The sequence below is a fragment of the Pseudomonas sp. X10 genome (assembly GCF_054889225.1).
In genome coordinates this window covers 942,246-963,827 of sequence record NZ_CM142677.1, presented here as the reverse complement: position 1 = coordinate 963,827, position 21,582 = coordinate 942,246, and the positions used below count along the sequence as shown (strand labels likewise).

Sequence of the window (21,582 nt, the reverse complement as noted above, 5' to 3'; positions counted from 1 at the left end):
CACCGTAAGGATAACCATGCCAAAGCTGCTGTTAGGCATGAACCAAAATGGTACGAGGTTGGATATCCCTGTGGGATGTGGGGATACGTCGCCATCATAACCTCCGGTGAAAAGGCGGGGCCTAACCCAGTCGTGTGACAGACAGGGAACGTGGTAAGCCCGTATATCTGCCCTCAGGGCAGGTGGACCGTAAGGAACACTGTTAGTTATGCGGGTATGGGATCGCAGAGAAAGCGAATGCCAGACCGTAATATTCTGGATAGAGGTTGAAACATCACCTCACGGGAAACCGGGCAGACTTCTGCGTGGTCTTTCGTCGCAATAACTCTGACTGAGACCGTCTCATTAACCTCAGGGCCTAGCTCCATTGGCCCTTGATAATCCTACCCTGACGGGGTGCATGCACCCCTCAGGGGGTACGTGCGCCTTCCGCTCGGGTGGTTTCACTTTGAGAGGAAAGCAGCATGAAAGAGCTCAGCCAGCAAGGTGAGTCTGCGCTTTCCGGCACTCCGCAACAGTGGCACGACGTCGATTGGCGCCGAGTCCACCGGAATGTCCGGGGAATGCAGATGCGAATTGCGAAGGCTTGTCGGGAAGGCAAATGGCGCAGAGTCAAATCTCTGCAACGGATGCTCACCCGCTCGAAGTCGGCCAGATACCTGGCTGTACGGAGAGTCACGGAAAATCAGGGGAGCCGCACGGCGGGAGTCGATAAGCAACTCTGGGATACACCCAACGCAAAATGGATTGCGGTTGGTCAGTTGAAGACGCGGGGATACGAGGCTCGGCCACTACGGCGAGTCTACATCCCGAAGTCGGACGGACGGGAACGCCCACTGGGAATACCGACCATGACGGACAGAGCCATGCAAGCGCTGTACATGCTGGCCCTGTCTCCCATCGCTGAAACCCGAGGAGATCCGAACAGCTACGGCTTCAGGATCGAACGCTGTACGGCGGATGCGATGGCGCAATTGTTCTTGTGCCTATCCAAGCGGGCTTCGGCCTGCTGGGTATTAGACGCGGACATCGAGGGATTCTTCGACAACATCAACCACGAATGGCTATTAAGGAACGCCCCCACGGATGCACGGATTCTCCGGCAGTGGTTAAAAGCTGGAGTTATCCACAAGGGGCAGCTACACGCAACGGACGCAGGTACGCCACAAGGGGGAATTATCTCCCCCGTGTTAGCGAATCTGGCACTGGATGGTCTGGAAAGACTCCTTAAGCAGCACCTAGGAGTGACAAGGGCGAAGAAGCTGAAGGTGAACGTGGTGCGATACGCCGATGACTTCGTAATCACAGGGGCCTCTCCGGAGGTTCTGGAAAACGAAGTTAAACCTTGGGTAGAGCAGTTCCTCGCAACGCGTGGGCTGCGGCTGTCACTCAAGAAAACGCGTATCGCCCACATCGACGAAGGCTTCGACTTTCTTGGATGGAATTTCCGGAAGTACGACGGAACGTTACTGATCAAGCCGAGCAAGAAGAACGTCAAAGCGTTCTACAGCAAGATCAGAGAGGCGATTGACTCTCACAAGACGGTCAAGCAGGAGGATCTGATCCGACTGCTCAACCCGAAACTGAGGGGCTGGGCGCTGTACCACCAACCAGTTGTCGCGAAACAGGCGTACAGCCGAATGGACCACAGAGTGTTTATCAAACTCTGGCGTTGGGCGAAAAGGCGACACCCCAACAAGTCCCTCGACTGGGTAAGGAAGAAATATTTCCGGACCTCAGGCGACAGGAGCTGGGTGTTTGCCACCACGGTAGTAGACGAAGCTGGAGGTAAAAGGGAGGTCGAGTTGTACTCGCTCGCGAGTACTCCGATCGAACGGCACAGGAAGGTGAGTGGGGACTATAACCCCTACGATCCCACCATGGAGGCTCAAGGCGAGAAACTGCGGATGGACCGGATGCTGAGCAAGCTCAAGTACCGGAAACAAATCAACAGCCTCTTCGCCAGTCAAAATGGACTGTGTCTGCTGTGTAAGCAACCGATAACCAGGGAAACAGGGTGGCATGACCACCACATCATTCACCGCGCTTCGGGCGGTGGCGATGAATTGGGCAATCGGGTACTCTTGCACCCCAACTGTCACAGCCAGCTCCACACGCGTGGTCTGCACGTGAGCAAACCGGCTCCCCATGGGAGCTTCGTAAAGGCTTGAGCCGTATGCGCTGAAAGGTGCACGTACGGTTCTTAGGGGGGGAGGGGTCAGGAATGGCTCCTCCCTACCCGACTCGCCGGTGCCCGAAACTACCAAAATCAGTCGACTCGACAACCAGAGATCGGCTGAAACCTCAGCCAATCCCCTTTAGCGACTTGGTCGTAAAAGCCGGTCCGTGTTGATCTCTACACAGTGTGTCGTTTTCCACACGATGGATGCGCTGCTGCATCAGGCTGAAGGTTTGCGCGCCCGGCGAATGCTGAGGCGGTAAATCGGAGGCTTGCCTTTGTTGCTGATGGTAATGCCGATCGCGTACCTCTCAATGGCTTTGCGGCCCTTCTCTGTCGGTGCCTGGTACCCACCAGGAACCTTGACGATATCGCCGCTCTCGATGAGCGCATTCAGGTCTGGCCGAGGCGGAAAGTTCTCGACCGCCTCCCGCATCTTGCGCAACAGCTCTTCATCCATACCGACTCTCCTTTCGTGGTAGATGATGGCGATCGTACATCAGCGCAGCACGCCAGTTGCCAAAGCCGTGATTCCGGCTTAGACCCAAAGTGGGGATTCCCGCTTTGAGGTCCGATCCTCGGACTACAGCCGAGTCAGACCATATCGTCCGATTCGGACCTTCAGGCCTGACAGCAGGCCGGAGCAGGTAATTGTGACGGTGGCTCACATTTGAGCCATGGGGGTCAGCGAAGTGCGACCCCCTTCCAATTCTGCTACCGGGCAGAGTTGGCCAGGGGTGTAGGGATAAGCCCATTCCCTCGATGTGAGGAAATCCCACTTCGCTTCAGCTAGGCCGGGTGCGGGGCGCGATTTCAAATCGAACCCCTCCTGCTGCCGGGTATTCCCCCGTTGGGGGTGAACGATTCGTTCACCTGGTGGCCGGGGCGTCCTCAAAAATGAGGAGCCGGTAACTACCCAGCAATTGGGTAGTTCGCGCGCCACAAAATGGAGAGGTTCGGTTTCGTGGCGCGAAGTTTCCACCAGCGGTGTGAACCTGCATCACCTCCTGGGTGATGCTGAGACAGCAACCCCTTTCCATTCTCGTTATACCCGACCGTATCACTTAGGGTGATGATCAATAAGTGCAACGAAAATACCCCCTCTTGATCGCCTGAAATCTAGGGCTATTCGTCCAGTTGTGTCCCGTTATGTGTAGCACCTGGGGTGCACCCATAAAGCACTGGATAGAAAGCCAGATACGACCTAATTTGACCTCTGCAAGGCTTTCAACAGCTATCAGAGGAATGCCCCATGACAGCCCCCACCAAGGCCCGCGGCCAGCAGATCAAGCCAACCATTGCCGAAGTGAATGCGGCCTGGGCACGCCTGCGCGCTGCTGCCGGGAAAGGCGATGTGCACGCAAACGCTTTGCTTATCGCACTCACTGAGCAGCGACCAGTAATGAGCCTCCCGGCCTGACCTCAAAGGAGAACCATATGTTCGAGAAGATCACCACCATCGTGAACGGCAGGGACCGAATCCTAGCCGTCTGGCAGGGCGACCAGACCAGCGAGCTCTACAGCATCGCCAAGGCTGCAGGGCGCGAGGTTGAGAACACAGCCCTACGCCTCGACCGCATCACCAGCGACACCCGCCTGAGCACAGCCGCGAAGCGCGACGACCGCAAAGCGGCGGGGATCGACAGCCTCCGGAGCCTGGCCAAGTTCTCTACCCGCCTGGAAGCATTGCGAGGCGACTATCAGGAGCGGATGAATCGCCTGTCGGCTGTGACTCCGTACCGTGATGGCGACACCGCAACCCCGCTGATCGATATGGAAATTGCTCGCAAGCTGAGCTCCATGGATGACGCGAGCGCCCGGCGCCTACTCCTGCTGACCGGCGAGCAACCACGACTGACCGAAGCCGTTTTGCGCCTCCCCCCCTTCCTGTCCGGACTGAATGACGCCGAGCACCGCCGCATTGCCAACGTCACGCTGGAACGGGCCAATCCGGAAGCATTTGCCCTGATCACCCAGGAAGGCGAAGACCTCGACTCAGCAACCAAAGCGGTTAGCAAGGCCTTCCGCTTAGTCGTAGAGGCCACTGGTGCAGAACTGGTTGCCCAGATCGAGGCGGCAGGCGATCGGGCGGAGTTTTTGGTTAACGCCTCTCCGGAAGTAGTTCATGGCCTCAGCGGCGCTGCATAGGGAGCGCGCATTGAGTCAGAACGACGAAGGCTTGGTTGGTTCACCGAAGTCCACGCAGCGCCGCGGGAACGGCACGTTTGCGCCAGGCCACAGCGGCAACCCGGGCGGCCGATCAGGCCAAACACAAGCCATCCGCGCGCGCCTCGCCGAGGGCGCAGAAGCTGTCACCAGGAAGGTATTAGCCGCCGCCAAGAAGGGTGATATGCAAGCCTGCCGGCTGATCTTGGAGCGCCTGGTTCCGCCAGTGAAGCCAATAGCCGAGCCGGTCCAGTTCAACCTAGACGACTCCGATCTGCCAAGCGCGGCGAAATCCATCCTGCGGGCCATTGCTGCTGGCGAGTTGCCGCCGGATCAAGGCCGCCACCTGATCGAAGCAATCAGTTCAGTTGCCAAGGTGATTGAAGTGGAGGAGCTACAGAAAGCCGTCGAAGGCCTGCGGGAGCAGATCGAGGAGATGCAGCGATGAATGCGCGCAGCCTTCGTTCCGAGGTGAAACGCCTGGCAGCACTCGTCGGAGCAGATGAGGAGCCGGTACACCTGGTGACGCTGACCGTTGTGGATGCATCCGCCGGGCAGATGGATTTCCCTGACGACACGGGCCACGTCCTGTCATATCGCGTCCAGGGGCGTCCCGCATCGTTCTTCTTCCCCTTCTCGGCGATGAGTAGCGCTCAGGCAGAGGAACTAGCCCTGGCGATTGTCCAGCACGCCCGAAAGACCGAGCGGCTGGGTCGCAGGAGCCCGGCCGGCCTTCTCGATATGACATTCCCTTCACCTGGAGCGGTTACAGCTGAACAGCTCCCGGCAGGCGTCTCCATTCCCGATTACGCGGCCGCCCTCTATCAACAAGCCATCGAGGCACGCCATGAGTACACGCAAGCGCATTGATGGCCTGCGCAGGCAGGTCTCTACCCTGAGCGAGGACCAGACCGTGATGGAGATCAGCAAGATCATGGATGAGCTGAGCGCCGCGGCCGGCGGCGAAAGCAGCGCCAAGACAAACGACCTAGCAACCCTGTTCTCCGAACTGGAGGCAGAGCAGAAAACCACCCAAAAAGGGATCGAACCATGCAACTGAATCACGCTGTAGGCACCCTCACCCGCATCGGTGACGCGAGCGCCTTCGTAAACGACTTCGTCCAGTATCAAGGTCAGAACCTGCCGGGCACCAAGTGGGCGCTCTGGCCGAACGTTGGCCCACTCATGCGCCTACAGAACCTGATCATGGATCAGCACGGGACCGCGCTCGCCAAGGCTCAGCGAATCCGCGAGAACGCCGATCTGACGACCGCGGCCAAGGCCCGCCAGTCGCTCGACGCATACACCCTCTTCGCCGACGCCGCTAAAGCGGCTTTGCCCAGCATCGCCGAAACAGCGACCAACCTTCACGCCTTCGCATCCACCCAGTTGTTGCCGGTCCAGCCACTAGCTCCGACCGATGCAGCAGGCGCGGCGATGGATGCCGAGTGCAGGGCCTACGTCTATGACCTGACCTCCAAAGACCGCTCCGAGCTCATGAGCGAGATTCGTCTAGGCCGTGAACAGCGTATTACCGCGGCCATCCTGCGCGGTCCCGCTCGCCTCAGCGGATTCACCAATGCTCAGTTGGTCCAGCTCGGCGCCGCCGGCATTGCCGTGAACCACGCCGACGCCGTGTTGACGCTGGGCCGCCTGGCGGGCGGTATGCGCGACCTGTTGCATATGGTTCAGACCTTGGGCCACGACGTCATCCGGGCCGGGGTAGAGCTTGACAGCAAAACGGCAGAGATCGGTTCTCTCACCAAGGTAAGCCAGGGCCTGATTGATCTGATCGAATGGCTCAAGCCGATTCCACTGGAACTGCCAAGCAACACCCCTCTTCCGCCTGAGATGGCTGAGCGGATGAAGCAGCATACCTCTGGGGAGGCGGCCTGATGAGCTACAAAGATCGATTCAGCGAGGCGTGCAAGACCGCCGACTTCGCCGCCAATCCTATCGCCATCAGCGGCTATGACGTCTGGAATGTGCAGTGCGTACAGAGCGGTCGCCACGTCAACATAGACGGCCCATTTTTCACCGAAGAAGAGGCGCGCATCTCGGCCGACCTGCTACGGGGGTCTTACCGCGGCGTGAAGGCGGTATCGGCCTGCCACTGCGCTGCCTGGAACCCTGACCCAGCCCGTGAGAAGGCTATCCGCATCCAGGGCCTGCAGAGCCGTGAGATGTTAGCTCGCCGACTTGGTGTGTATCTGCCGATGCCCCAGGAGAACCCATGATGGCTGCCAAAGTCCAAAACGCATCTTCCATGACCACCGTTTACCTTTCCGGGCCACTGATTCGTAAATTCTTCCGCAAGAAGGATTACCTGCTGGATAACCAAAATACTTGGGAGGTTTTTCGGGCCTTGAAGGCGACGCTGAAAGGGTTTGAGCAAGAGATCAAACGACTTGAGGCGCTGGGCATGAGGTTTGCGATTTTCAGGAACCGGAAGAACGTAGGACAACAGGATTTTGCACGTAGCGGTACGCGTGAGGTGCGTATCGTTCCAGTTGTGGCTGGCAGCAAGCGGGGCGGTATTTTACAAACGGTAATTGGGGCCGCCCTCATTGTCGCCAGCTTCTTTGGTGCACCGACCTTGCCGGCTGGTATCGCCATGGTCGCCGGCGGCGTCGTCCAGATGCTCAGCCCCCAGGCTAAGGGCCTTTCCCAGAGCGCAGCGCCGGAGAACCTGCCGTCCTACGCCTTCGGCAGCGCCAAGAACACCACGGCCAGCGGCAACCCGGTACCGATCTGCATCGGCGACCGCCGGTGGGGCGGGGCGATCATCTCGGCCTCGATCCGCGCGGAGGACAAGGCATAAGCGACTAGGCTCTAACCATCTAATCCGATGAGGCGCTAGGATTTGATGCAGAGGGCATCAGAGCCGATAGATCTTCACCTGCAACAGAGGTTAGGAACCGGCGGATTGTCAAAGGGGCCAGCGCAAACTGGCCCTTTGCCTGACGACTCACCAAAGAACGGCAAGCGGCGTTGGTCGCTAGATAGTACACTTGGGAGCCAAAATGTAAGAATACGTGCGCCCGGGACTGCTTCCACTTGTCCAGCATCGTACCGCGCATGATCCACTCCATATGGTAGAAATCATGCCCCCCGATTTTCTCGCGCATATTTTCTTTGAAATTGAGACACTGCTCAAAACTGAATGCAAGGGATTTGGTTCTGTGCATGTTCAAGAGCCAGAACATTCGATGCTCCTTTGAATAAAAGGCCTCCCTAGCAGAACGCTCCTCCTCTGAAATATGGGAGTGCTGCAGCTCGAGAACTACACCCTTGCCTTTATCACTAGGGCACATGACGTCAGCTCTGTGTATTTCCTGGGTATCAGGATCGCGCATGAACACTTCGCAATGGATAGGTTTGAAGAACCCTTTCCAGGTCCTGTGCCATTCCCCCTCAGGTTCACTCCATGGGTCGCAGTCACCTCCTTCATGCCGCCAGTGCGCGACTTTAAATTGAGGCATTACCGCTGTGAGGGTACCTCCGCACCCACTGCATATGGTTCGCTCGCCCTTCATTTTTGGAGGTCGTTTTTCCCCGTCGATCATTGCTGAGATCATCGCGCACCCAATGCTGGCCATTGGCAATTATGCTAGGTGGTACTGCGCCTCTGCTCAAGAGTGCTCATTAGGTATGCCTAGGCTGATACGGGCAGTCTGAGCCTTTATCAGCCTTTTCGCTTGATAAGTACCACCCAAAATGCAACAGTATTAGGAAAACACCCTAACTGATACAGGTTGCACTATGTTTATCCGCGCCTACCTTCGGGCATCCACCGATGAGCAAGACGCCGGTCGCGCCCGGGCCTCCCTGGATAAGTTCGCCAGCGATAACAACAAGGTCATCGCCTGCGAGTACCTGGAGAATGCCAGCGGTGCTGCCGCAGATCGGCCGGAGCTTCTGCGCCTGCTCAAGGATGCCCGCAAGGGTGACGTGTTGCTTGTTGAATCTATCGATCGCCTTTCTCGCCTCCCCGCCGCTGACTGGGCCAAGCTCAAGGCTACGATCGACGCCAAAGGCCTGCGCATCGTCGCGCTCGACCTGCCCACCAGCCACCAGGGTATGCGCGACACCAAGGGTGACGAGTTCACCGACCGTATGCTGGCCGCGATAAATTCAATGCTGGTGGAAATGATGGCGGCAATCGCCAGGAAAGATTACGAGCAGCGCCGAGAGCGGCAAGCTCAAGGTATTCAGAAGGCTAGGGCGGCCGGCAAGTATCAGGGCCGCCCAGTGGATGAAGAACTGCACAATCGAGTGAGGGAGCTACTGGCAGCTGGCCTTGGCATCCGTGCCACTGCCCGGCACGCTAACTGTTCAACCACAACCGTGCTACGTATCCGAGAAAAACAGCTCAGCCAGCAAACTGCTTAATCGCTGATCATTCTGGTTTTTTTTGAGCCTCGACAAGTTCATCATACCGATCAACTTGCAGCTCCATAAGACGATTTGGAAGAGTCAACGAGATGATAAAAGCGTAGGCAGCAAGACTGAGATACACATACTCCAATTTTACAGAAATTGAAATATACTCATTCTTTTTGCTATCAATCAGCAGATTATCAATAAATATCATACCCAAAACAAGCAAATAGGACATGAACAGCCACTTATACCGAATAATCCTCCTCACAAAGTTATTCTTTTTGGCTGCCGTACCACGCCATACTTTTGCATCAGCTTTGGGCTCCATCAATAAAGTTAGCACGGTCATTAGGAAGCCGGCTAAAATTGCAAATACATCTGTGATCATAGAGCGCGCATCACTACTCTCATGAATCAGAGGTTGCCCCTTCCAGCCACACCAAATGGCTACAATGCTCGCCCCAATAGCAAATGACACACGCCGATAATCAACAGACATATTATTGCTCCAAAAGCTTTTGCTTTTTAAGCTGCCCGAAATACACCTTCATTCCATCCCAAATAATAGCACGACTCAGCGAGCTGCCTTCTTTTTCTGGACGGACTGTAGTGTGTAATCGCACATCACCACCGGTAATAGGCGTATTTTCTCTTGTGAGGATCGTGAAGCTATCTAGGTCGAATAGCTCATCATCCTCGATGATTTCCTTGGCCAAATCTACCACCGTGGCCTTAGAATCCTCAGCGGCACGAGAATTTCCCTCCAAACCTACTTCGATGGAAACCATCAAATCCTCAAGGGCTTTCTCCTCAGAGCGTGTGGCATCCTTCTTAATTAGCGCTGCGAGCTCATCAGTCACCGAAGTGAAAGATTGAGAAATCCAATTTCTCCTTACTTTAGGCAGGCTTAATTTATACGCAGCAATATTAAGACGGATCGACTTCACGCCCTGCTCATTCAAGAGCTGTAGCTTATCGACATTACTAATAGGCATAAATCTAAAGTTATCGACCTCCCTAGCATTATCCTTAAGAAGCCTGAAGAAATATTGCGCTGCCTTGGCATGAGTCAATCCATGCCCACAAAACAGAATATGAAAACCGGAGACAAAAATGTAACACTCACCAGATTTAAATTCTTTTCCTTTGGGCGGATCCACGCCGACTTCTTCATCCTCTTTTACCGCCGCTCTCGGGGTGAGCGTAGTGTTCTGCGAGCCTGGAGAATATTTTGTAATATGATAAAGCCGACCGTCAGCGGTATCTTCGAATCGCTGAATCCGAACCACTTCATCAATCATTGTGATCTCACTATCACCGATAGTTATACGATCAGAAATTTCTGCTAACGCTTCACTAAAATCTAACGCACTGCCTGAACCATCAAGAACACGGAAGTAATAAATTCTCTTATTAACCTTTGCCATAAAAAGCCCTAGCCAATCGCAAATTAATTATATTTATATGATAATACAAAAACCCCGCTTTAAGTTCTAAAGCGGGGAAGTAGAAGTTTTAAGGTATATGATTTACCGCCAAACATTGATGCCCACCGAAGAAGGCATGAATATTGCCAGCGTATGCAAAGTACAGAGGGATCATCCATGAAAGCCTCTAGCCTGTGGCAGGTTATCCATTCTTTTCAGGGTCAGTCATCTCGGTTTTGCTGTCACGATGCTGTCATGATAAAAAATCAGCTGATCACAAAACCTTGAGAGCCCTGTAAATACTGGTGCCGGAGACAGGAATCGAACCTGCGACCTTCGCGTTACGAGTGCGCTGCTCTACCGACTGAGCTACACCGGCGTGTGCGCAACGCTACCACTGCCGTGGCGGTTACGCAAACCCCTGTTTCCTAACGGCTATTGCCGTTGCCCGTGCCTGTACTTCAGGGGGCCTTGCAGCCAGCGGGGGCGAGGTCTTCCTCTAGGGTACTGGTGCAGGCCCAACCGTTGGCGGCGCGGGTTAGGGTTAGGGTCTTGCCGAGGACGTTGGCCGGGGCGTCGATCAGGGTGCAGGTGATGGTGCCAGCGCCGCTGGCTGCCGAGCCGGTCGCGGTGATGGCGCAGTGGGCGGTGTCGGGTTTGCCGCCCAGGGCGGCGACGTCAGGGACGTCCTTGCCTTCGTTCAGGCGCAGGTCCATGGCGGTCTTGAGGGCGGAGATTTCCACCAGGGCGGCAGCGGCCTTGGTGCGCGATTGGTTGTTGGTGTACATGGGAATGGCGATGGTCGCCAGGATGCCGATGATCGCCACCACGATCATCAGTTCGATCAGGGTGATGCCTCGTTGCCCTTTCATGAACGCTTTTCCTTGTTGATACGGGTTTGCCTTGCGGCTTGTGTATGACGCCGCGCCAGCAGGCGCGCAGTAGGCCTGAACAGACACCTTTTGTCACCCCTGCCGGTCATTACGTCATCTTCGCTGGACTACTCTAGTGAGCATCATGAAGACGCGCCCAGTCAGGGGCCCGGCAAGCTGTTTCCAGGCTTGTCGCCGACAGCAGCAAGGACCTACGCATGAACAACAGAACCCGTCTGTACGCCTGGGAAGGCACAGACGCCAACGGCACGCGCGTGAGTGGTCGCAGCCAGGGCCGCACGCCAGCCTTCGTCCGGGCCGGGCTGCAGCGCCAGGGTATTCGCGTGTCGCGGGTACAGCCAGCCAAGGCCCTCGCCTGGCGCTGGCCGGTACGCGAGGGGCGCAGCGATCCCGCCGGTTTCAGCCGTCAGTTGGCAACCTTGCTCAAAGCCGGCGTGCCGCTGCTGCAAGCCTTCGAGGTCATGGGCCGCAGTGGTTGCAGCGCCAGCATGGCGCGGCTGCTGGAGAACCTGAAGCGCGACGTCGGTGCCGGGCAAAACCTGGCCGATGCGCTGCAACGCAATCCCGGCTGGTTCGATACGCTCTACTGCAACTTGGTCCGTGTTGGCGAACAGTCCGGTACCCTCGATACCCAGCTCGAACAGCTGGCCAACCTGCTGGAGCAACGCCAGGCGCTGCGCAAGCGGGTGCGCAAGGCCATGCTCTATCCATTGCTGCTCCTGCTGACCGGGCTGGGGGTGTCGGGGTTGTTACTGCTGGAGGTGGTACCGCGCTTCCAGGCGCTGTTCGCCAGCTTCGACAGCGCGTTACCAGCATTCACCCAGTGGGTCATCGACTTGTCCACAGGGCTGGGGCAGTATGCGTTGCCATTGCTGCTGGGCCTTGGTGCCACCGGCCTGGGCCTGCGCTTGCTCTATCAGCGCCATCAGCCTGCGCGCCTGTGGCTGCTGCATCAGGTCATGCGGTTGCCGGTCATTGGTACGCTCTTGAGCCAGGCGGCCTTGGCGCGCTTCGCCCGCAGCCTCGCCACCGCCTTCACGGCCGGAGTGCCGCTGCTGGACGCCCTGGGCACGGTGGCAGCGGCCAGCGGCGACGCCTTGCATGAGCAGGCCATCCTGCGGCTGCGCCAGGCCATGGCCAATGGCCGGGGCCTGAGCGACGCGATGACCGAGGACCGCCGCTTCACTCCTCTGCTGGTGCAGATGTGCGCCATCGGTGAGAGCAGCGGCACCTTGGACAACATGCTGGACAGGGCGGCCAGCCATTACGAGGAGCAGGTCAGCCAATCGCTCGACCAGTTGACCGGCCTGCTGGAACCCGCGATCGTGCTGGTGCTCGGCCTGCTGGTCGGCGGCCTGGTGGTCGCCATGTACCTGCCTATCTTCCAGTTGGGGAACCTGATCTGAACATGAACCTGTGGACTGCCCTGGCTGACCAGCCGCTGTTCTTTTACTCCATCGCTGCTGTGCTCGGGCTCATCGTCGGTAGTTTTCTCAATGTGCTGGTCCACCGTTTGCCGATCATGCTGGAACGGCAGTGGCAACGCGAAGCGCAGCAAGTGCTGGGGTTGCCGACCGTTACCCACGCGCCGTTCAACCTTTGCCTGCCCGCCTCCCACTGCCCCCACTGTGGCCACCGCATCCGATTCTGGGAAAACGTACCGCTGCTGAGTTACCTGGCCCTTCGCGGACGCTGCTCGGCCTGCCGCAGTGCCATCAGTGTCCGCTATCCCTTGGTGGAGCTTGGGTGTGCCGTGCTGACCCTGCTTATCGCCTGGCACTCAGGCCCGAGCTTGGAGGCCCTGCTGCTGATGCTGCTAGCCTGGTGCCTGCTGGCTCTGAGCCTGATCGACGTGGAGCATCAGTTGCTGCCGGACGTGCTGGTGCTGCCGATGCTCTGGCTGGGGTTGATCGTCAATGCCTTTGGCCTGCTCGTGCCGCTGGAGGCTGCCTTGTGGGGCGTAGTGGTCGGCTACCTGAGCCTGTGGTCGGTGTTCTGGGTGTTCAAGCTGCTCACCGGCAAGGAAGGCATGGGCTACGGCGACTTCAAGCTGATGGCCATGCTGGGCGCCTGGGGTGGTTGGCAGGTGCTGCCGCTGACCTTGCTGTTGTCGTCCCTGCTGGGAGCGCTGGCCGGCTTGTGCCTGTTGCGCCTGCGCAGGGCTTCGATCGGCACGGCCATCCCTTTTGGCCCCTACCTGGCTATTGCGGGGTGGATCGCATTGCTCTGGGGTGATGAAATAGGCACCTTCTACTTGGACTTGATCGGATTTTCATGACGACTGCGGCATTCACTCCCTGGATACTCGGCCTGACCGGCGGTATCGGCAGCGGCAAGAGCGCAGCGGCGCAACGCTTCGTCGAGCTGGGCGTGCACTTGGTCGATGCCGACCAGGCCGCGCGCTGGGTCGTCGAACCCGGGCGCCCTGCCCTGACCAGCATCGTCGAGCGTTTCGGCCCGGGGGTGCTGCTGGAAGACGGCCAGCTCAACCGTGCGGCGCTGCGCGAGCTGATCTTCGCCGACCCGGCCCAACGGCTCTGGCTGGAGCAGTTGCTGCACCCGTTGATCGGCCAGGAGATCTTCAGCTACCTGGCCAAGGCAGAATCCCCTTATGCGGTGTTCGTCTCGCCGCTGATGATCGAGTCCGGCCAGTACAAGAAGACCCAACGCCTGCTGGTCATCGATGCGCCCGAGGCCTTGCAGGTGCAACGCACCCTGGTTCGCGACCAGACCAGCCCCGAGCAGGTCCAGGCCATCCTCAAGGTCCAGGCCAGCCGCGAGGAGCGCCTGCGCCATGCGCATGATGTGGTGGTCAATGACCGCGACCTGCCCTGGCTGCACGAGCAGATCGACCGTCTGCACCACTTTTACCTGACATTGAGAGGAGGCCAGCCATGAGCCAGCCAATGACCGTTGACTGCCCGACATGCGGCGCCCCTGTGGAATGGAGCGCGGCCAGCCCGTTCCGGCCCTTCTGTTCCGACCGCTGCAAGCTGATCGACCTGGGCGCCTGGGCCGCCGAGGAACACAAGATCCCGGTAGCACCGGATGCCGAGGACGAGCTGTTCTCTGGTGAGTTCGACCCCCGCCATTAAGCCTTAGTCCCCGGGCTCGTCGTCCTTCCACGGCGCCTGCAGGTAGCGGGTGCGGTTGAAGGTCTCGAGCCAGTCGGGGCAGAACACCACCAGCGCGCTGACCACCATCCCATTGATGAAGGCCTCGGGAAAGATGATCAGCCACAGGTAGCCGACGAAGTCTTCCAGCCATTCCGGCATGGCGAAACGCCCGTCCAGCCACAATAGTCCGAGCCCGGCGAGCAGGCATAGCAAGGCCGCCAGCGCAGCGGCGAAAAAACCCGAACAGAAGATGTAGACGAACAGGTTACGCGGCTGCGCCCGTTCAACCAGGAGCGCGCAAATTTCCGTGACCAGCACTGGCAAGCCGATCAACAGCAGGCCATTGACGCCCATCGCCGCCAGGTCCTGGCGCCCCATCGCTAGTAAGCCGAGCTGGGCGAGCAAACCGCCCAGGATCGCCAGCGGCCAGTCCAGCAGCAAGGTGACTGCGGTCATGCCGATGAAGTGATAGGACACGCCTGTGTCGAAGTCACGCCTGACCAGCCACAAAGCGAACAGCGCGAAGACTGTGCCGAACAGCAGGTGCTGGCGTCGACTGTCGGTGAACAGCTCGACCCAACCGGTGCGGGCAGCGGCCCAGATCAACAAGGGAACAAAGCCGATCCAGCCCAGGGTAAGACTGGTAGTGGACAGGACCTGTGCGCTAATCACCTGAACCTCGCTTTTCGACACGCCGCACCCGTGATGGATGCCTCGAGTCTACACCGATTCAGCACACCACCTGCCAGGGGCGCGGGCTGGCGCATATACCCGGGGCCTTTCAGATCTGGGAGCAGCGGGGCTGAATCTTGTGGACATACAGGACCTTACCGTTCGCGATTACGGCTAAGCTTGTTCCCATGGATGACTCAGACTACCTGCGCCTGCTCACCATTCAGGCCGAACAAGCCAATGCCTTCCTGTCCAATGCCCGCAAATGGGAACGCGAGCGTTGGGTCTGCCAGCGCCTGCTGCAAGGGCTGAACATTCCCTACCGCAGCGAGGATTTCGCCCCGGCGGACCAGGAGCCACCTGATGTGCTGTTCCGCGATGCCGCCTTCGAGGTGTTCTTCGTGCTCGACGAGGGGCGTCGGCTCAATGATGAATGGCGTGAGGAGCTGCAACGCCGGCGCAGTGCGTTCTCCCTCAGCCAGTTGGTGCGCCGTGAGGCCCGTCCCCGACGCATCAGCGCCCAGGAGTTGCTGCAGCGGCTGGCGCCGACCTTGCGCAAGAAGGCGCACAACTACCGCGAACGGGGGCTGGACCTGGGCGAGTTGGACATCATCGCCTTCTCCAGCCTCAAGCGCGAGGTGCTTGACCTCAACAGCCACTTTCCACCGCCCACCGAATACTTGCGCCAAGGCTGGCGCTCGCTGTCGCTGGTCGGCCCGACATTCGCCAGGGTGCTGTTCGCCCACCCCGACGCGCCGGATTTCCTGCGCGGTAATCTGGGGCGTAGCATCGTCTTCGATGTGGGTATAAGTCTTTGATCCACTGCCGCACGCGTGCCGGATGGCGTACACTCAGCGCCAGTGATACAAAGTATTATCATTCGTTATCAAGACCTTGCTCGAACCCTGTAGCGTTCCCACAGTCACAAGCGTCTACCTGACGAGGCCTACATGACCAGCCGCCTGAATCCCGATGATCAGCGTCGTGTCGATGAATACCTGCGAGCCCCCCAGCATCAAGTCGAGCGCAAGCCTTTCCGGCCGTGGCTGCTCCTTCTCCTGGTGGTGGCTGTAACCATCGGCTTGGGCTTGTTGAGCCGCCTTCTGAGTCAACTGGTGCTATGAGCTGCCTCGCGCTCGCCCGAACCGCCCGCCCTGCGCGGCCGGCCACTCAGGACCCGAATTCCGTAAACCTTATGAGATATCCCTATGACTCATCGCATCGTGATTGTCGGCGGCGGCGCCGGCGGCCTGGAACTGGCGACCCGCCTGGGTAAGACCCTGGGCAAGCGTGGCAAAGCCGAGGTCACTCTGGTCGACGCCAACCTGACGCACATCTGGAAGCCACTGCTGCACGAAGTGGCCGCCGGCAGCCTGAACTCTTCCGAAGACGAACTGAACTACGTGGCCCAAGCCAAGTGGAATCACTTCCAGTTCCAACTAGGGCGCATGAGCGGCCTGGACCGGGAGAACAAGCAGATCCAGTTGGCCGCGACCCTCGATGAAGAGGGCCGTGAGCTGCTGCCTGCGCGCACCCTGGGCTACGACAGCCTGGTCATCGCCGTGGGCAGCAACACCAACGACTTCGGCACCCTCGGCGCGGCCCAGCACTGCCTGTTCCTCGACACCCGCAAGCAGGCCGAGCGCTTCCACCAACAATTGCTCAATCACTACCTGCGCGCCCATGCCGGCGACCAGGCCAGCGAGAAGATCAGCGTAGCCATCGTCGGTGCCGGCGCCACTGGGGTGGAACTGGCCGCCGAGCTGCACCATGCCGCGCATGAGCTGGCGGCCTACGGCCTGGACCGTATCCAGCCCAAGGACATGCACATCACCGTGATCGAGGCTGGCCCACGTGTGCTGCCAGCCCTTCCGGAGCGTATCAGCGTGCCGGTACACAAGACCCTGGAGAAGCTTGGCATCACCGTCATGACCAACGCGGCGGTCAGCGAAGTGACCGCTGAAGGTATGAAGACAGCCAATGGCGACATGATCCAGGCCAGCCTCAAGGTCTGGGCCGCCGGTATCCGGGCGCCCGCCTTCCTCAAGGACATCGACGGCCTGGAGACCAATCGCATCAACCAACTGGTGGTGCGCCCGACCCTGCAGACCACGCTGGACGACGATATCTTCGCCTTCGGTGACTGCGCAGCCTGCCCACAGCCGGGCAGCGACCGCAACGTGCCGCCACGGGCGCAGGCCGCGCACCAGCAGGCCTCGATGCTGGCCAAGAGCTTCAAGGCGCGCCTGGAAGGCAAGCCGCTGCCGACCTACGCATACAAGGACTATGGCTCGCTGGTATCGCTGTCGCGCTTCTCGGCGGTGGGGAACCTGATGGGCAACCTGACCGGTAGCGTGATGCTCGAAGGTTGGCTGGCGCGGATGTTCTATGTGTCGCTGTACCGCATGCACCAGATGGCGCTGTACGGGACCTTCCGTACCTTGATGCTGATGCTGGGCAGCCGGATTGGCCGGGGTACCGAGCCACGGTTGAAGCTGCACTGAGTCTGCAAGGGTCCATTGCGGCCGGGGATGCACGTGCCGCGGGCCCTGTCTCTGGCTCCTGCAGCGTCCTGCGCCGGCCTCATGTTTTGGGGCGTGCAGGACCATGCAGGAGCTGGCATTTACTCTACCTGACCACGCGATAAGTGCTCTGTACAAAGCCATTCTCGAAGGTGGTCGTGCGCACGTGCTGCAACGGCACATCACGCGCCAACGCGCCGAACAAGGGAATGCCGCTACCTAGCAGCACCGGTATGTAGGTAATGGTCAGCTCGTCCACCCTGCCCTCGCTCAAGAACCCTTGAATCAGCTTGCCGCCATCCAGGTACAGGCTTTTCGCGCCTGTAGCCTGCAAGTGTTCGAGCAAATCCTCCAACGGCCCCGGGTGCACTTCGACCGGGCCACCCAGCCCCTGTGGAATAGCCGTTGCCTGGAGCGTCCGGCTGAGTACCACGACGCGCTTTTGCGTGTAAGGCCACTCACCGAAGGTCAGTACCTTCTCGAAGGTATGCCGGCCCATCACCAAAGTATCGACACTCGCCATAAAGGCATCGTAGCCATGGTCGTCGCTGGAACTGGTGGCGCCCATCAGCCAGTCGAGGCTGCCATCTTCGCGGGCAATGAAGCCATCCAGGCTGGTGGCGATAAAGACACAGGCTCTGACAGGCATGGTCGATGCTCCTTCACGACAAAGATGCAAAGGCTAGCAAGGACAGCTCGTGGATGCAGAAAAAAAGGGCATCTCTCGCGAGATGCCCTTTTTTTCTGAAGATGGTCGGGGTGAGGGGATTCGAACTCCTGACATCCTGCTCCCAAAGCAGGCGCGCTACCGGACTGCGCTACACCCCGGTAAAAAAAAGGCACCCTTTGAAGGCGCCTTTTTTCAGTGGCTGGAAGCGAATGGCATTCCAGCCCTTTAAGATTAGAGACCTGGGTACGGACTCTAAAATGGTGGGTCGTGTAGGATTCGAACCTACGACCAATTGGTTAAAAGCCAACTGCTCTACCAACTGAGCTAACGACCCAAATATGGTCGGGGTGAGGGGATTCGAACTCCTGACATCCTGCTCCCAAAGCAGGCGCGCTACCGGACTGCGCTACACCCCGAATTTGGCTCCGCGACCTGGACTCGAACCAGGGACCCAATGATTAACAGTCATTTGCTCTACCGACTGAGCTATCGCGGAACTGAAACTCGTACAACTTTTACTGCTTGCTTCGAACGCTGTATCACTACCGCTTCGAGCTCTTCGACCTTGTGCATCGCTGCGTTCATGTCTCTGAGGCGCGCTATTCTACAACCTTCAAAAGCCTTGTCAACCCCTAATTTGCTTTCAACTTACTGATTTGCAAATTGTTTTCAGAATCCGATCTTGCCTGGATCTGCGTGGTGACTGACAGCGGGGCGCATATTAAAAGCACTCGAAGGAAAATGCAAAGAAAAATTTCATTGGGCACAACAACTTATCCGTGACGAAGCCAATTGGGGCCGCTACGCGCCCTATCGCGACACAAGGACGCTCCCACAGGTACAGTGCTAGCCCGGCTCCATTGCGGGTCAGTCCAAGAAGAAAGGCCTCGGAAACCGAGGCCTTTCTTGTCAGCACTGCCCGATCAAGCGAAGACGATTTCCTCGCCCTCGACCGTGGCGGTGATCGCCGTACCCGGCAGGAACTGACCAGACAGGATCAACTGCGCCAACGGGTTTTCGATCCAGCGCTGGATCGCCCGCTTCAGCGGTCGGGCGCCATACACCGGGTCGTAACCGACAGCGATCAGCTTGTCCAACGCCTCGGGGCTCAGTTCCAGGCTCAGGTCGCGCTCGGCCAGTCGGCCACGCAAGCGGCCCAACTGGATCTCGGTGATACCGGCGATCTGCTCGCGCCCCAAGGGTTCGAACACCACCACTTCGTCGATCCGGTTGATGAACTCCGGCCTGAAGTGCGCGCCCACCGCATCCATCACTGCAGCCCGTTGCGCCTCGCGGTCACCGGCCAGCTCCTGGATCTGCGCAGAGCCCAGGTTGGAGGTCATCACGATCACGGTGTTGCGGAAGTCCACCGTACGACCATGGCTATCGGTCAGGCGGCCGTCTTCGAGCACTTGCAGCAGCACGTTGAACACGTCCGGGTGAGCCTTTTCCACCTCGTCGAGCAGCACCACCGAGTAGGGCTTGCGCCGTACCGCCTCGGTCAGGTAACCGCCCTCTTCATAACCGACGTAGCCAGGCGGAGCACCGATCAGACGCGCCACCGAGTGCTTCTCCATGAATTCGGACATGTCGATCCGCACCATGGCCTCTTCGGTATCGAAGAGGAACTCGGCCAAGGCCTTGCACAGCTCGGTCTTGCCCACCCCGGTCGGGCCGAGGAAGAGGAACGAGCCACTCGGCCGGTTCGGGTCGGACAACCCGGCACGGGAACGGCGCACGGCGTTGGCCACGGCAGTCACTGCCTCGTCCTGGCCGATCACCCGCTGGTGCAGGAGGTCTTCCATCTTCAGCAGTTTTTCCCGCTCGCCTTCGAGCATCTTGGCCACAGGAATGCCGGTCCACTTGGAGACCACTTCGGCAATCTCTTCCTCGGTGACCTTGTTGCGCAGCAGTTGGTTTTCCGCCTTGCCGTGCTGGTCGACCATCTGCAGGCTGCGCTCCAAGTCTGGGATGACCCCGTACTGCAGCTCGGCCATGCGGCTCAGGTCGCCACGGCGGCGGGCGGCTTCCAGCTCCTGACGCGATTGCTCGATCTTCTGCTGGATCTGCGCCGAGCCCTGTACCTCGGCCTTCTCGGAAGCCCAAACCTCTTCCAGATCGGAGTATTCACGCTCCAGGCGGGCGATTTCCTCGGTCAGCTTCTCCAGACGCTTGATCGCGGCTTCGTCGTCTTCCTTCTTCAGGGCCTGGGACTCCACCTTCAGTTGGATCAAACGACGCTCCAGGCGGTCGAGCACCTCAGGCTTGGAGTCGATCTCCATGCGGATGCGGCTGGCCGCTTCGTCGATCAGGTCGATCGCCTTGTCCGGCAGTTGGCGGTCAGTGATGTAACGGTGGCTGAGCTTGGCCGCGGCAATGATCGCCCCGTCGGTGATGGCCACCTTGTGGTGCACTTCGTAGCGCTCTTTGAGGCCACGCAGGATGGCGATGGTGTCTTCCTCGCTCGGCTCTTCGACCAGCACCTTCTGAAAGCGCCGCTCCAGCGCCGCGTCCTTCTCGATGTACTGGCGGTATTCGTTCAGCGTGGTGGCGCCAACACAATGCAGCTCGCCACGGGCCAGGGCTGGCTTGAGCATGTTACCTGCGTCCATCGAGCCTTCGCCCTTGCCGGCGCCGACCATGGTGTGCAGTTCGTCGATGAATAGAATGATCTGCCCTTCCTGCTTGGACAGTTCATTGAGCAGGGCCTTGAGGCGCTCCTCGAACTCGCCGCGGAACTTGGCGCCAGCGATCAGTGCGCCCATGTCCAGGGCGAGCAAGCGCTTGCCCTTGAGGCCGTCGGGCACCTCGCCATTGATGATGCGCTGGGCCAGGCCCTCGGCGATGGCAGTCTTGCCGACGCCGGGCTCGCCGATCAGCACCGGGTTGTTCTTGGTGCGACGCTGCAGGACCTGCACGGTGCGGCGGATTTCATCGTCACGACCGATCACCGGGTCGAGCTTGCCTTCTTCGGCGCGCTTGGTCAGGTCGACGGTGTACTTGTCCAGGGCCTGGCGTGACTCTTCGGCGTTCGGGTCGTTGACCGCCTCGCCACCGCGCAGGTTGCTGATGGCGTTCTCCAAGGCCTTCTTGCTCACGCCCTGGCTGAGCAGTAGCTTACCGAGCTTGCTGTTCTCGTCCATGGCGGCAAGCAGCACCAGCTCACTGGAGATGAACTGGTCGCCCTTCTGCTGGGCCAGGCGGTCGGCCTGGTTGAGCAGGCGCGCCAGATCCTGCGACATGTTGACGTCGCCGGTGGGGTTCTGGATCTTCGGCAGTTGGTCCAGTTCCTGGGTCAACGCCTTGCGCAAGCTGTTGATGTCGAAGCCGACCTGCATCAGCAGCGGCCTGATCGAGCCGCCCTGCTGGTCGATCAGGGCCTGCATGAGGTGCAACGGCTCGATGGCAGGATGATCCATGCCCACGGCCAGGGACTGGGAGTCGGATAATGCAAGTTGAAGCTTGCTGGTCAAACGGTCTATTCGCATGAGTTACCTTCCTATATGGGCAGGCCGGAGCGATGGACACACCTGATGAAGAAACCTGCCAGAGAT

25 protein-coding genes and 5 tRNA genes are annotated in these 21,582 nt (G+C 59.1%); 17 read left to right on the top strand and 13 right to left on the bottom strand.

Annotation, left to right across the window (positions count from 1 at the left end; all coding sequences use genetic code 11):
- Positions 1-464 precede the first annotated feature (464 nt).
- Positions 465-2,171 (top strand): group II intron reverse transcriptase/maturase, encoded by a 1,707-nt coding sequence (gene ltrA / locus ACYU03_RS04490; protein ID WP_461885033.1) that lies wholly within the window; start codon positions 465-467, stop codon positions 2,169-2,171.
- Between the two features lie 228 nt (positions 2,172-2,399).
- On the opposite strand, the gene ACYU03_RS04485 is transcribed toward ltrA, so the two are convergent.
- A complete protein-coding gene (locus ACYU03_RS04485) occupies positions 2,400-2,639 on the bottom strand; it encodes a hypothetical protein (RefSeq protein WP_461888329.1) in 240 nt (79 codons plus the stop codon).
- A gap of 792 nt (positions 2,640-3,431) precedes the next feature.
- Between ACYU03_RS04485 and ACYU03_RS04480 the strand changes: the two genes are divergently transcribed.
- The 8 genes from ACYU03_RS04480 to ACYU03_RS04445 are packed head-to-tail and all read left to right on the top strand — an operon-like array spanning position 3,432 to position 7,166.
- Positions 3,432-3,599: a hypothetical protein gene (locus ACYU03_RS04480; RefSeq protein ID WP_009682986.1), complete on the top strand. Its 168-nt coding sequence runs from the start codon at positions 3,432-3,434 to the stop codon at positions 3,597-3,599.
- 17 nt (positions 3,600-3,616) lie between these two features.
- Positions 3,617-4,327 carry a hypothetical protein gene (locus tag ACYU03_RS04475; protein ID WP_461888327.1) on the top strand — a complete coding sequence of 237 codons (711 nt, stop codon included), beginning with the start codon at positions 3,617-3,619 and terminating at the stop codon, positions 4,325-4,327.
- A gap of 10 nt (positions 4,328-4,337) precedes the next feature.
- Positions 4,338-4,793 (top strand): DUF5681 domain-containing protein, encoded by a 456-nt coding sequence (locus tag ACYU03_RS04470; protein ID WP_461888325.1) that lies wholly within the window; start codon positions 4,338-4,340, stop codon positions 4,791-4,793.
- On the top strand, positions 4,790-5,215 hold the full coding sequence (locus ACYU03_RS04465) for a hypothetical protein (protein ID WP_461888323.1): 426 nt from the start codon (positions 4,790-4,792) through the stop codon (positions 5,213-5,215). The genes ACYU03_RS04470 and ACYU03_RS04465 overlap by 4 nt, the downstream gene beginning before the upstream one ends.
- Positions 5,193-5,405 (top strand): hypothetical protein, encoded by a 213-nt coding sequence (locus ACYU03_RS04460; protein WP_461888322.1) that lies wholly within the window; start codon positions 5,193-5,195, stop codon positions 5,403-5,405. Before ACYU03_RS04465 ends, ACYU03_RS04460 begins: the two co-directional genes overlap by 23 nt.
- Positions 5,396-6,241: a hypothetical protein gene (locus ACYU03_RS04455; RefSeq protein WP_461888320.1), complete on the top strand. Its 846-nt coding sequence runs from the start codon at positions 5,396-5,398 to the stop codon at positions 6,239-6,241. Before ACYU03_RS04460 ends, ACYU03_RS04455 begins: the two co-directional genes overlap by 10 nt.
- The gene (locus ACYU03_RS04450) at positions 6,241-6,582 is read left to right on the top strand and encodes a hypothetical protein (RefSeq protein WP_461888318.1); all 342 of its coding nucleotides are present in this window, start codon (positions 6,241-6,243) and stop codon (positions 6,580-6,582) included. Before ACYU03_RS04455 ends, ACYU03_RS04450 begins: the two co-directional genes overlap by 1 nt.
- Positions 6,582-7,166, top strand: coding sequence for a tail assembly protein (locus ACYU03_RS04445; protein WP_461891385.1), 585 nt, complete (start codon positions 6,582-6,584; stop codon positions 7,164-7,166). Before ACYU03_RS04450 ends, ACYU03_RS04445 begins: the two co-directional genes overlap by 1 nt.
- A gap of 19 nt (positions 7,167-7,185) precedes the next feature.
- On the opposite strand, the gene ACYU03_RS04440 is transcribed toward ACYU03_RS04445, so the two are convergent.
- On the bottom strand, positions 7,186-7,701 hold the full coding sequence (locus ACYU03_RS04440; RefSeq protein ID WP_461888316.1) for a competence protein CoiA family protein: 516 nt from the start codon (positions 7,699-7,701) through the stop codon (positions 7,186-7,188).
- Positions 7,702-8,107: 406 nt separating this feature from the next.
- Here ACYU03_RS04440 and ACYU03_RS04435 point away from each other — a divergent pair, with 406 nt between their 5' ends.
- Positions 8,108-8,737: a recombinase family protein gene (locus tag ACYU03_RS04435; protein ID WP_461888314.1), complete on the top strand. Its 630-nt coding sequence runs from the start codon at positions 8,108-8,110 to the stop codon at positions 8,735-8,737.
- Positions 8,738-8,744: 7 nt separating this feature from the next.
- On the opposite strand, the gene ACYU03_RS04430 is transcribed toward ACYU03_RS04435, so the two are convergent.
- From ACYU03_RS04430 to ACYU03_RS04415, 4 genes are all read right to left on the bottom strand, one after another.
- Entirely contained in the window at positions 8,745-9,227 is a 483-nt protein-coding gene (locus ACYU03_RS04430; protein ID WP_461888313.1) for a hypothetical protein, read from the bottom strand.
- Position 9,228: 1 nt separating this feature from the next.
- A complete protein-coding gene (locus ACYU03_RS04425; protein WP_461888312.1) occupies positions 9,229-10,155 on the bottom strand; it encodes a hypothetical protein in 927 nt (308 codons plus the stop codon).
- Positions 10,156-10,458: 303 nt separating this feature from the next.
- Positions 10,459-10,534: transfer RNA gene (locus ACYU03_RS04420), tRNA-Thr, on the bottom strand.
- An 82-nt stretch (positions 10,535-10,616) separates the two neighbouring features.
- A complete protein-coding gene (locus ACYU03_RS04415; RefSeq protein ID WP_461888311.1) occupies positions 10,617-11,027 on the bottom strand; it encodes a pilin in 411 nt (136 codons plus the stop codon).
- 218 nt (positions 11,028-11,245) lie between these two features.
- On the opposite strand from ACYU03_RS04415, the gene ACYU03_RS04410 reads away from it, so the two are divergent.
- Genes ACYU03_RS04410 through yacG form a run of 4 tightly spaced genes read left to right on the top strand, consistent with a single transcriptional unit; the run spans position 11,246 to position 14,143 of the window.
- On the top strand, positions 11,246-12,454 hold the full coding sequence (locus ACYU03_RS04410) for a type II secretion system F family protein (RefSeq protein ID WP_461888310.1): 1,209 nt from the start codon (positions 11,246-11,248) through the stop codon (positions 12,452-12,454).
- Between the two features lie 2 nt (positions 12,455-12,456).
- Positions 12,457-13,326 carry a prepilin peptidase gene (locus tag ACYU03_RS04405; RefSeq protein ID WP_461888308.1) on the top strand — a complete coding sequence of 290 codons (870 nt, stop codon included), beginning with the start codon at positions 12,457-12,459 and terminating at the stop codon, positions 13,324-13,326.
- Positions 13,323-13,946: a dephospho-CoA kinase gene (gene coaE / locus ACYU03_RS04400; protein WP_461888307.1), complete on the top strand. Its 624-nt coding sequence runs from the start codon at positions 13,323-13,325 to the stop codon at positions 13,944-13,946. The genes ACYU03_RS04405 and coaE overlap by 4 nt, the downstream gene beginning before the upstream one ends.
- The gene (gene yacG, locus ACYU03_RS04395) at positions 13,943-14,143 is read left to right on the top strand and encodes a DNA gyrase inhibitor YacG (RefSeq protein ID WP_461888305.1); all 201 of its coding nucleotides are present in this window, start codon (positions 13,943-13,945) and stop codon (positions 14,141-14,143) included. The genes coaE and yacG overlap by 4 nt, the downstream gene beginning before the upstream one ends.
- Positions 14,144-14,146: 3 nt before the next feature.
- On the opposite strand, the gene ACYU03_RS04390 is transcribed toward yacG, so the two are convergent.
- Positions 14,147-14,836, bottom strand: coding sequence for an energy-coupling factor ABC transporter permease (locus ACYU03_RS04390; RefSeq protein WP_461888304.1), 690 nt, complete (start codon positions 14,834-14,836; stop codon positions 14,147-14,149).
- A 188-nt stretch (positions 14,837-15,024) separates the two neighbouring features.
- Between ACYU03_RS04390 and ACYU03_RS04385 the strand changes: the two genes are divergently transcribed.
- The 3 genes from ACYU03_RS04385 to ACYU03_RS04375 all read left to right on the top strand — a co-directional run bounded on the left by ACYU03_RS04385 (position 15,025) and on the right by ACYU03_RS04375 (position 17,340).
- A complete protein-coding gene (locus ACYU03_RS04385; RefSeq protein WP_461888303.1) occupies positions 15,025-15,654 on the top strand; it encodes a DUF1780 domain-containing protein in 630 nt (209 codons plus the stop codon).
- A 132-nt stretch (positions 15,655-15,786) separates the two neighbouring features.
- Positions 15,787-15,960 carry a DUF3094 family protein gene (locus ACYU03_RS04380; RefSeq protein WP_461888302.1) on the top strand — a complete coding sequence of 58 codons (174 nt, stop codon included), beginning with the start codon at positions 15,787-15,789 and terminating at the stop codon, positions 15,958-15,960.
- An 84-nt stretch (positions 15,961-16,044) separates the two neighbouring features.
- Entirely contained in the window at positions 16,045-17,340 is a 1,296-nt protein-coding gene (locus tag ACYU03_RS04375) for an NAD(P)/FAD-dependent oxidoreductase (protein WP_461888300.1), read from the top strand.
- A 124-nt stretch (positions 17,341-17,464) separates the two neighbouring features.
- On the opposite strand, the gene ACYU03_RS04370 is transcribed toward ACYU03_RS04375, so the two are convergent.
- The 6 genes from ACYU03_RS04370 to clpB form a co-directional block, all read right to left on the bottom strand.
- Complete coding sequence (locus tag ACYU03_RS04370) at positions 17,465-18,007, bottom strand: dihydrofolate reductase family protein (RefSeq protein WP_461888298.1); 543 nt, start codon at positions 18,005-18,007, stop codon at positions 17,465-17,467.
- A 102-nt stretch (positions 18,008-18,109) separates the two neighbouring features.
- Positions 18,110-18,186: transfer RNA gene (locus ACYU03_RS04365), tRNA-Pro, on the bottom strand.
- A gap of 100 nt (positions 18,187-18,286) precedes the next feature.
- Positions 18,287-18,362: transfer RNA gene (locus ACYU03_RS04360), tRNA-Lys, on the bottom strand.
- A 5-nt stretch (positions 18,363-18,367) separates the two neighbouring features.
- A tRNA-Pro gene (locus ACYU03_RS04355) sits at positions 18,368-18,444 on the bottom strand.
- Between the two features lie 4 nt (positions 18,445-18,448).
- A tRNA-Asn gene (locus tag ACYU03_RS04350) sits at positions 18,449-18,524 on the bottom strand.
- Between the two features lie 427 nt (positions 18,525-18,951).
- Complete coding sequence (gene clpB, locus ACYU03_RS04345; RefSeq protein ID WP_461888296.1) at positions 18,952-21,516, bottom strand: ATP-dependent chaperone ClpB; 2,565 nt, start codon at positions 21,514-21,516, stop codon at positions 18,952-18,954.
- Between the last annotated feature and the right edge of the window lie 66 nt (positions 21,517-21,582).

What these genes read in the sequence shown, in the direction of transcription:
- ACYU03_RS04410 (WP_461888310.1), top strand. Translation starts at nt 11,246, where the DNA reads ATGAACAACAGAACCCGTCTGTACGCCTGGGAAGGCACAGACGCCAAC.
- ACYU03_RS04435 (WP_461888314.1), top strand. Translation starts at nt 8,108, where the DNA reads ATGTTTATCCGCGCCTACCTTCGGGCATCCACCGATGAGCAAGACGCC.
- ACYU03_RS04380 (WP_461888302.1), top strand. Translation starts at nt 15,787, where the DNA reads ATGACCAGCCGCCTGAATCCCGATGATCAGCGTCGTGTCGATGAATAC.
- ACYU03_RS04480 (WP_009682986.1), top strand. Translation starts at nt 3,432, where the DNA reads ATGACAGCCCCCACCAAGGCCCGCGGCCAGCAGATCAAGCCAACCATT.
- ACYU03_RS04465 (WP_461888323.1), top strand. Translation starts at nt 4,790, where the DNA reads ATGAATGCGCGCAGCCTTCGTTCCGAGGTGAAACGCCTGGCAGCACTC.
- ACYU03_RS04485 (WP_461888329.1), bottom strand. Translation starts at nt 2,639, where the DNA reads ATGGATGAAGAGCTGTTGCGCAAGATGCGGGAGGCGGTCGAGAACTTT.
- ACYU03_RS04450 (WP_461888318.1), top strand. Translation starts at nt 6,241, where the DNA reads ATGAGCTACAAAGATCGATTCAGCGAGGCGTGCAAGACCGCCGACTTC.
- ACYU03_RS04375 (WP_461888300.1), top strand. Translation starts at nt 16,045, where the DNA reads ATGACTCATCGCATCGTGATTGTCGGCGGCGGCGCCGGCGGCCTGGAA.
- ACYU03_RS04385 (WP_461888303.1), top strand. Translation starts at nt 15,025, where the DNA reads ATGGATGACTCAGACTACCTGCGCCTGCTCACCATTCAGGCCGAACAA.
- ACYU03_RS04455 (WP_461888320.1), top strand. Translation starts at nt 5,396, where the DNA reads ATGCAACTGAATCACGCTGTAGGCACCCTCACCCGCATCGGTGACGCG.
- ltrA (WP_461885033.1), top strand. Translation starts at nt 465, where the DNA reads ATGAAAGAGCTCAGCCAGCAAGGTGAGTCTGCGCTTTCCGGCACTCCG.
- ACYU03_RS04425 (WP_461888312.1), bottom strand. Translation starts at nt 10,155, where the DNA reads ATGGCAAAGGTTAATAAGAGAATTTATTACTTCCGTGTTCTTGATGGT.
- ACYU03_RS04440 (WP_461888316.1), bottom strand. Translation starts at nt 7,701, where the DNA reads ATGCGCGATCCTGATACCCAGGAAATACACAGAGCTGACGTCATGTGC.
- ACYU03_RS04475 (WP_461888327.1), top strand. Translation starts at nt 3,617, where the DNA reads ATGTTCGAGAAGATCACCACCATCGTGAACGGCAGGGACCGAATCCTA.
- coaE (WP_461888307.1), top strand. Translation starts at nt 13,323, where the DNA reads ATGACGACTGCGGCATTCACTCCCTGGATACTCGGCCTGACCGGCGGT.
- ACYU03_RS04415 (WP_461888311.1), bottom strand. Translation starts at nt 11,027, where the DNA reads ATGAAAGGGCAACGAGGCATCACCCTGATCGAACTGATGATCGTGGTG.
- ACYU03_RS04460 (WP_461888322.1), top strand. Translation starts at nt 5,193, where the DNA reads ATGAGTACACGCAAGCGCATTGATGGCCTGCGCAGGCAGGTCTCTACC.
- ACYU03_RS04405 (WP_461888308.1), top strand. Translation starts at nt 12,457, where the DNA reads ATGAACCTGTGGACTGCCCTGGCTGACCAGCCGCTGTTCTTTTACTCC.
- ACYU03_RS04370 (WP_461888298.1), bottom strand. Translation starts at nt 18,007, where the DNA reads ATGCCTGTCAGAGCCTGTGTCTTTATCGCCACCAGCCTGGATGGCTTC.
- clpB (WP_461888296.1), bottom strand. Translation starts at nt 21,516, where the DNA reads ATGCGAATAGACCGTTTGACCAGCAAGCTTCAACTTGCATTATCCGAC.
- ACYU03_RS04430 (WP_461888313.1), bottom strand. Translation starts at nt 9,227, where the DNA reads ATGTCTGTTGATTATCGGCGTGTGTCATTTGCTATTGGGGCGAGCATT.
- yacG (WP_461888305.1), top strand. Translation starts at nt 13,943, where the DNA reads ATGAGCCAGCCAATGACCGTTGACTGCCCGACATGCGGCGCCCCTGTG.
- ACYU03_RS04445 (WP_461891385.1), top strand. Translation starts at nt 6,582, where the DNA reads ATGGCTGCCAAAGTCCAAAACGCATCTTCCATGACCACCGTTTACCTT.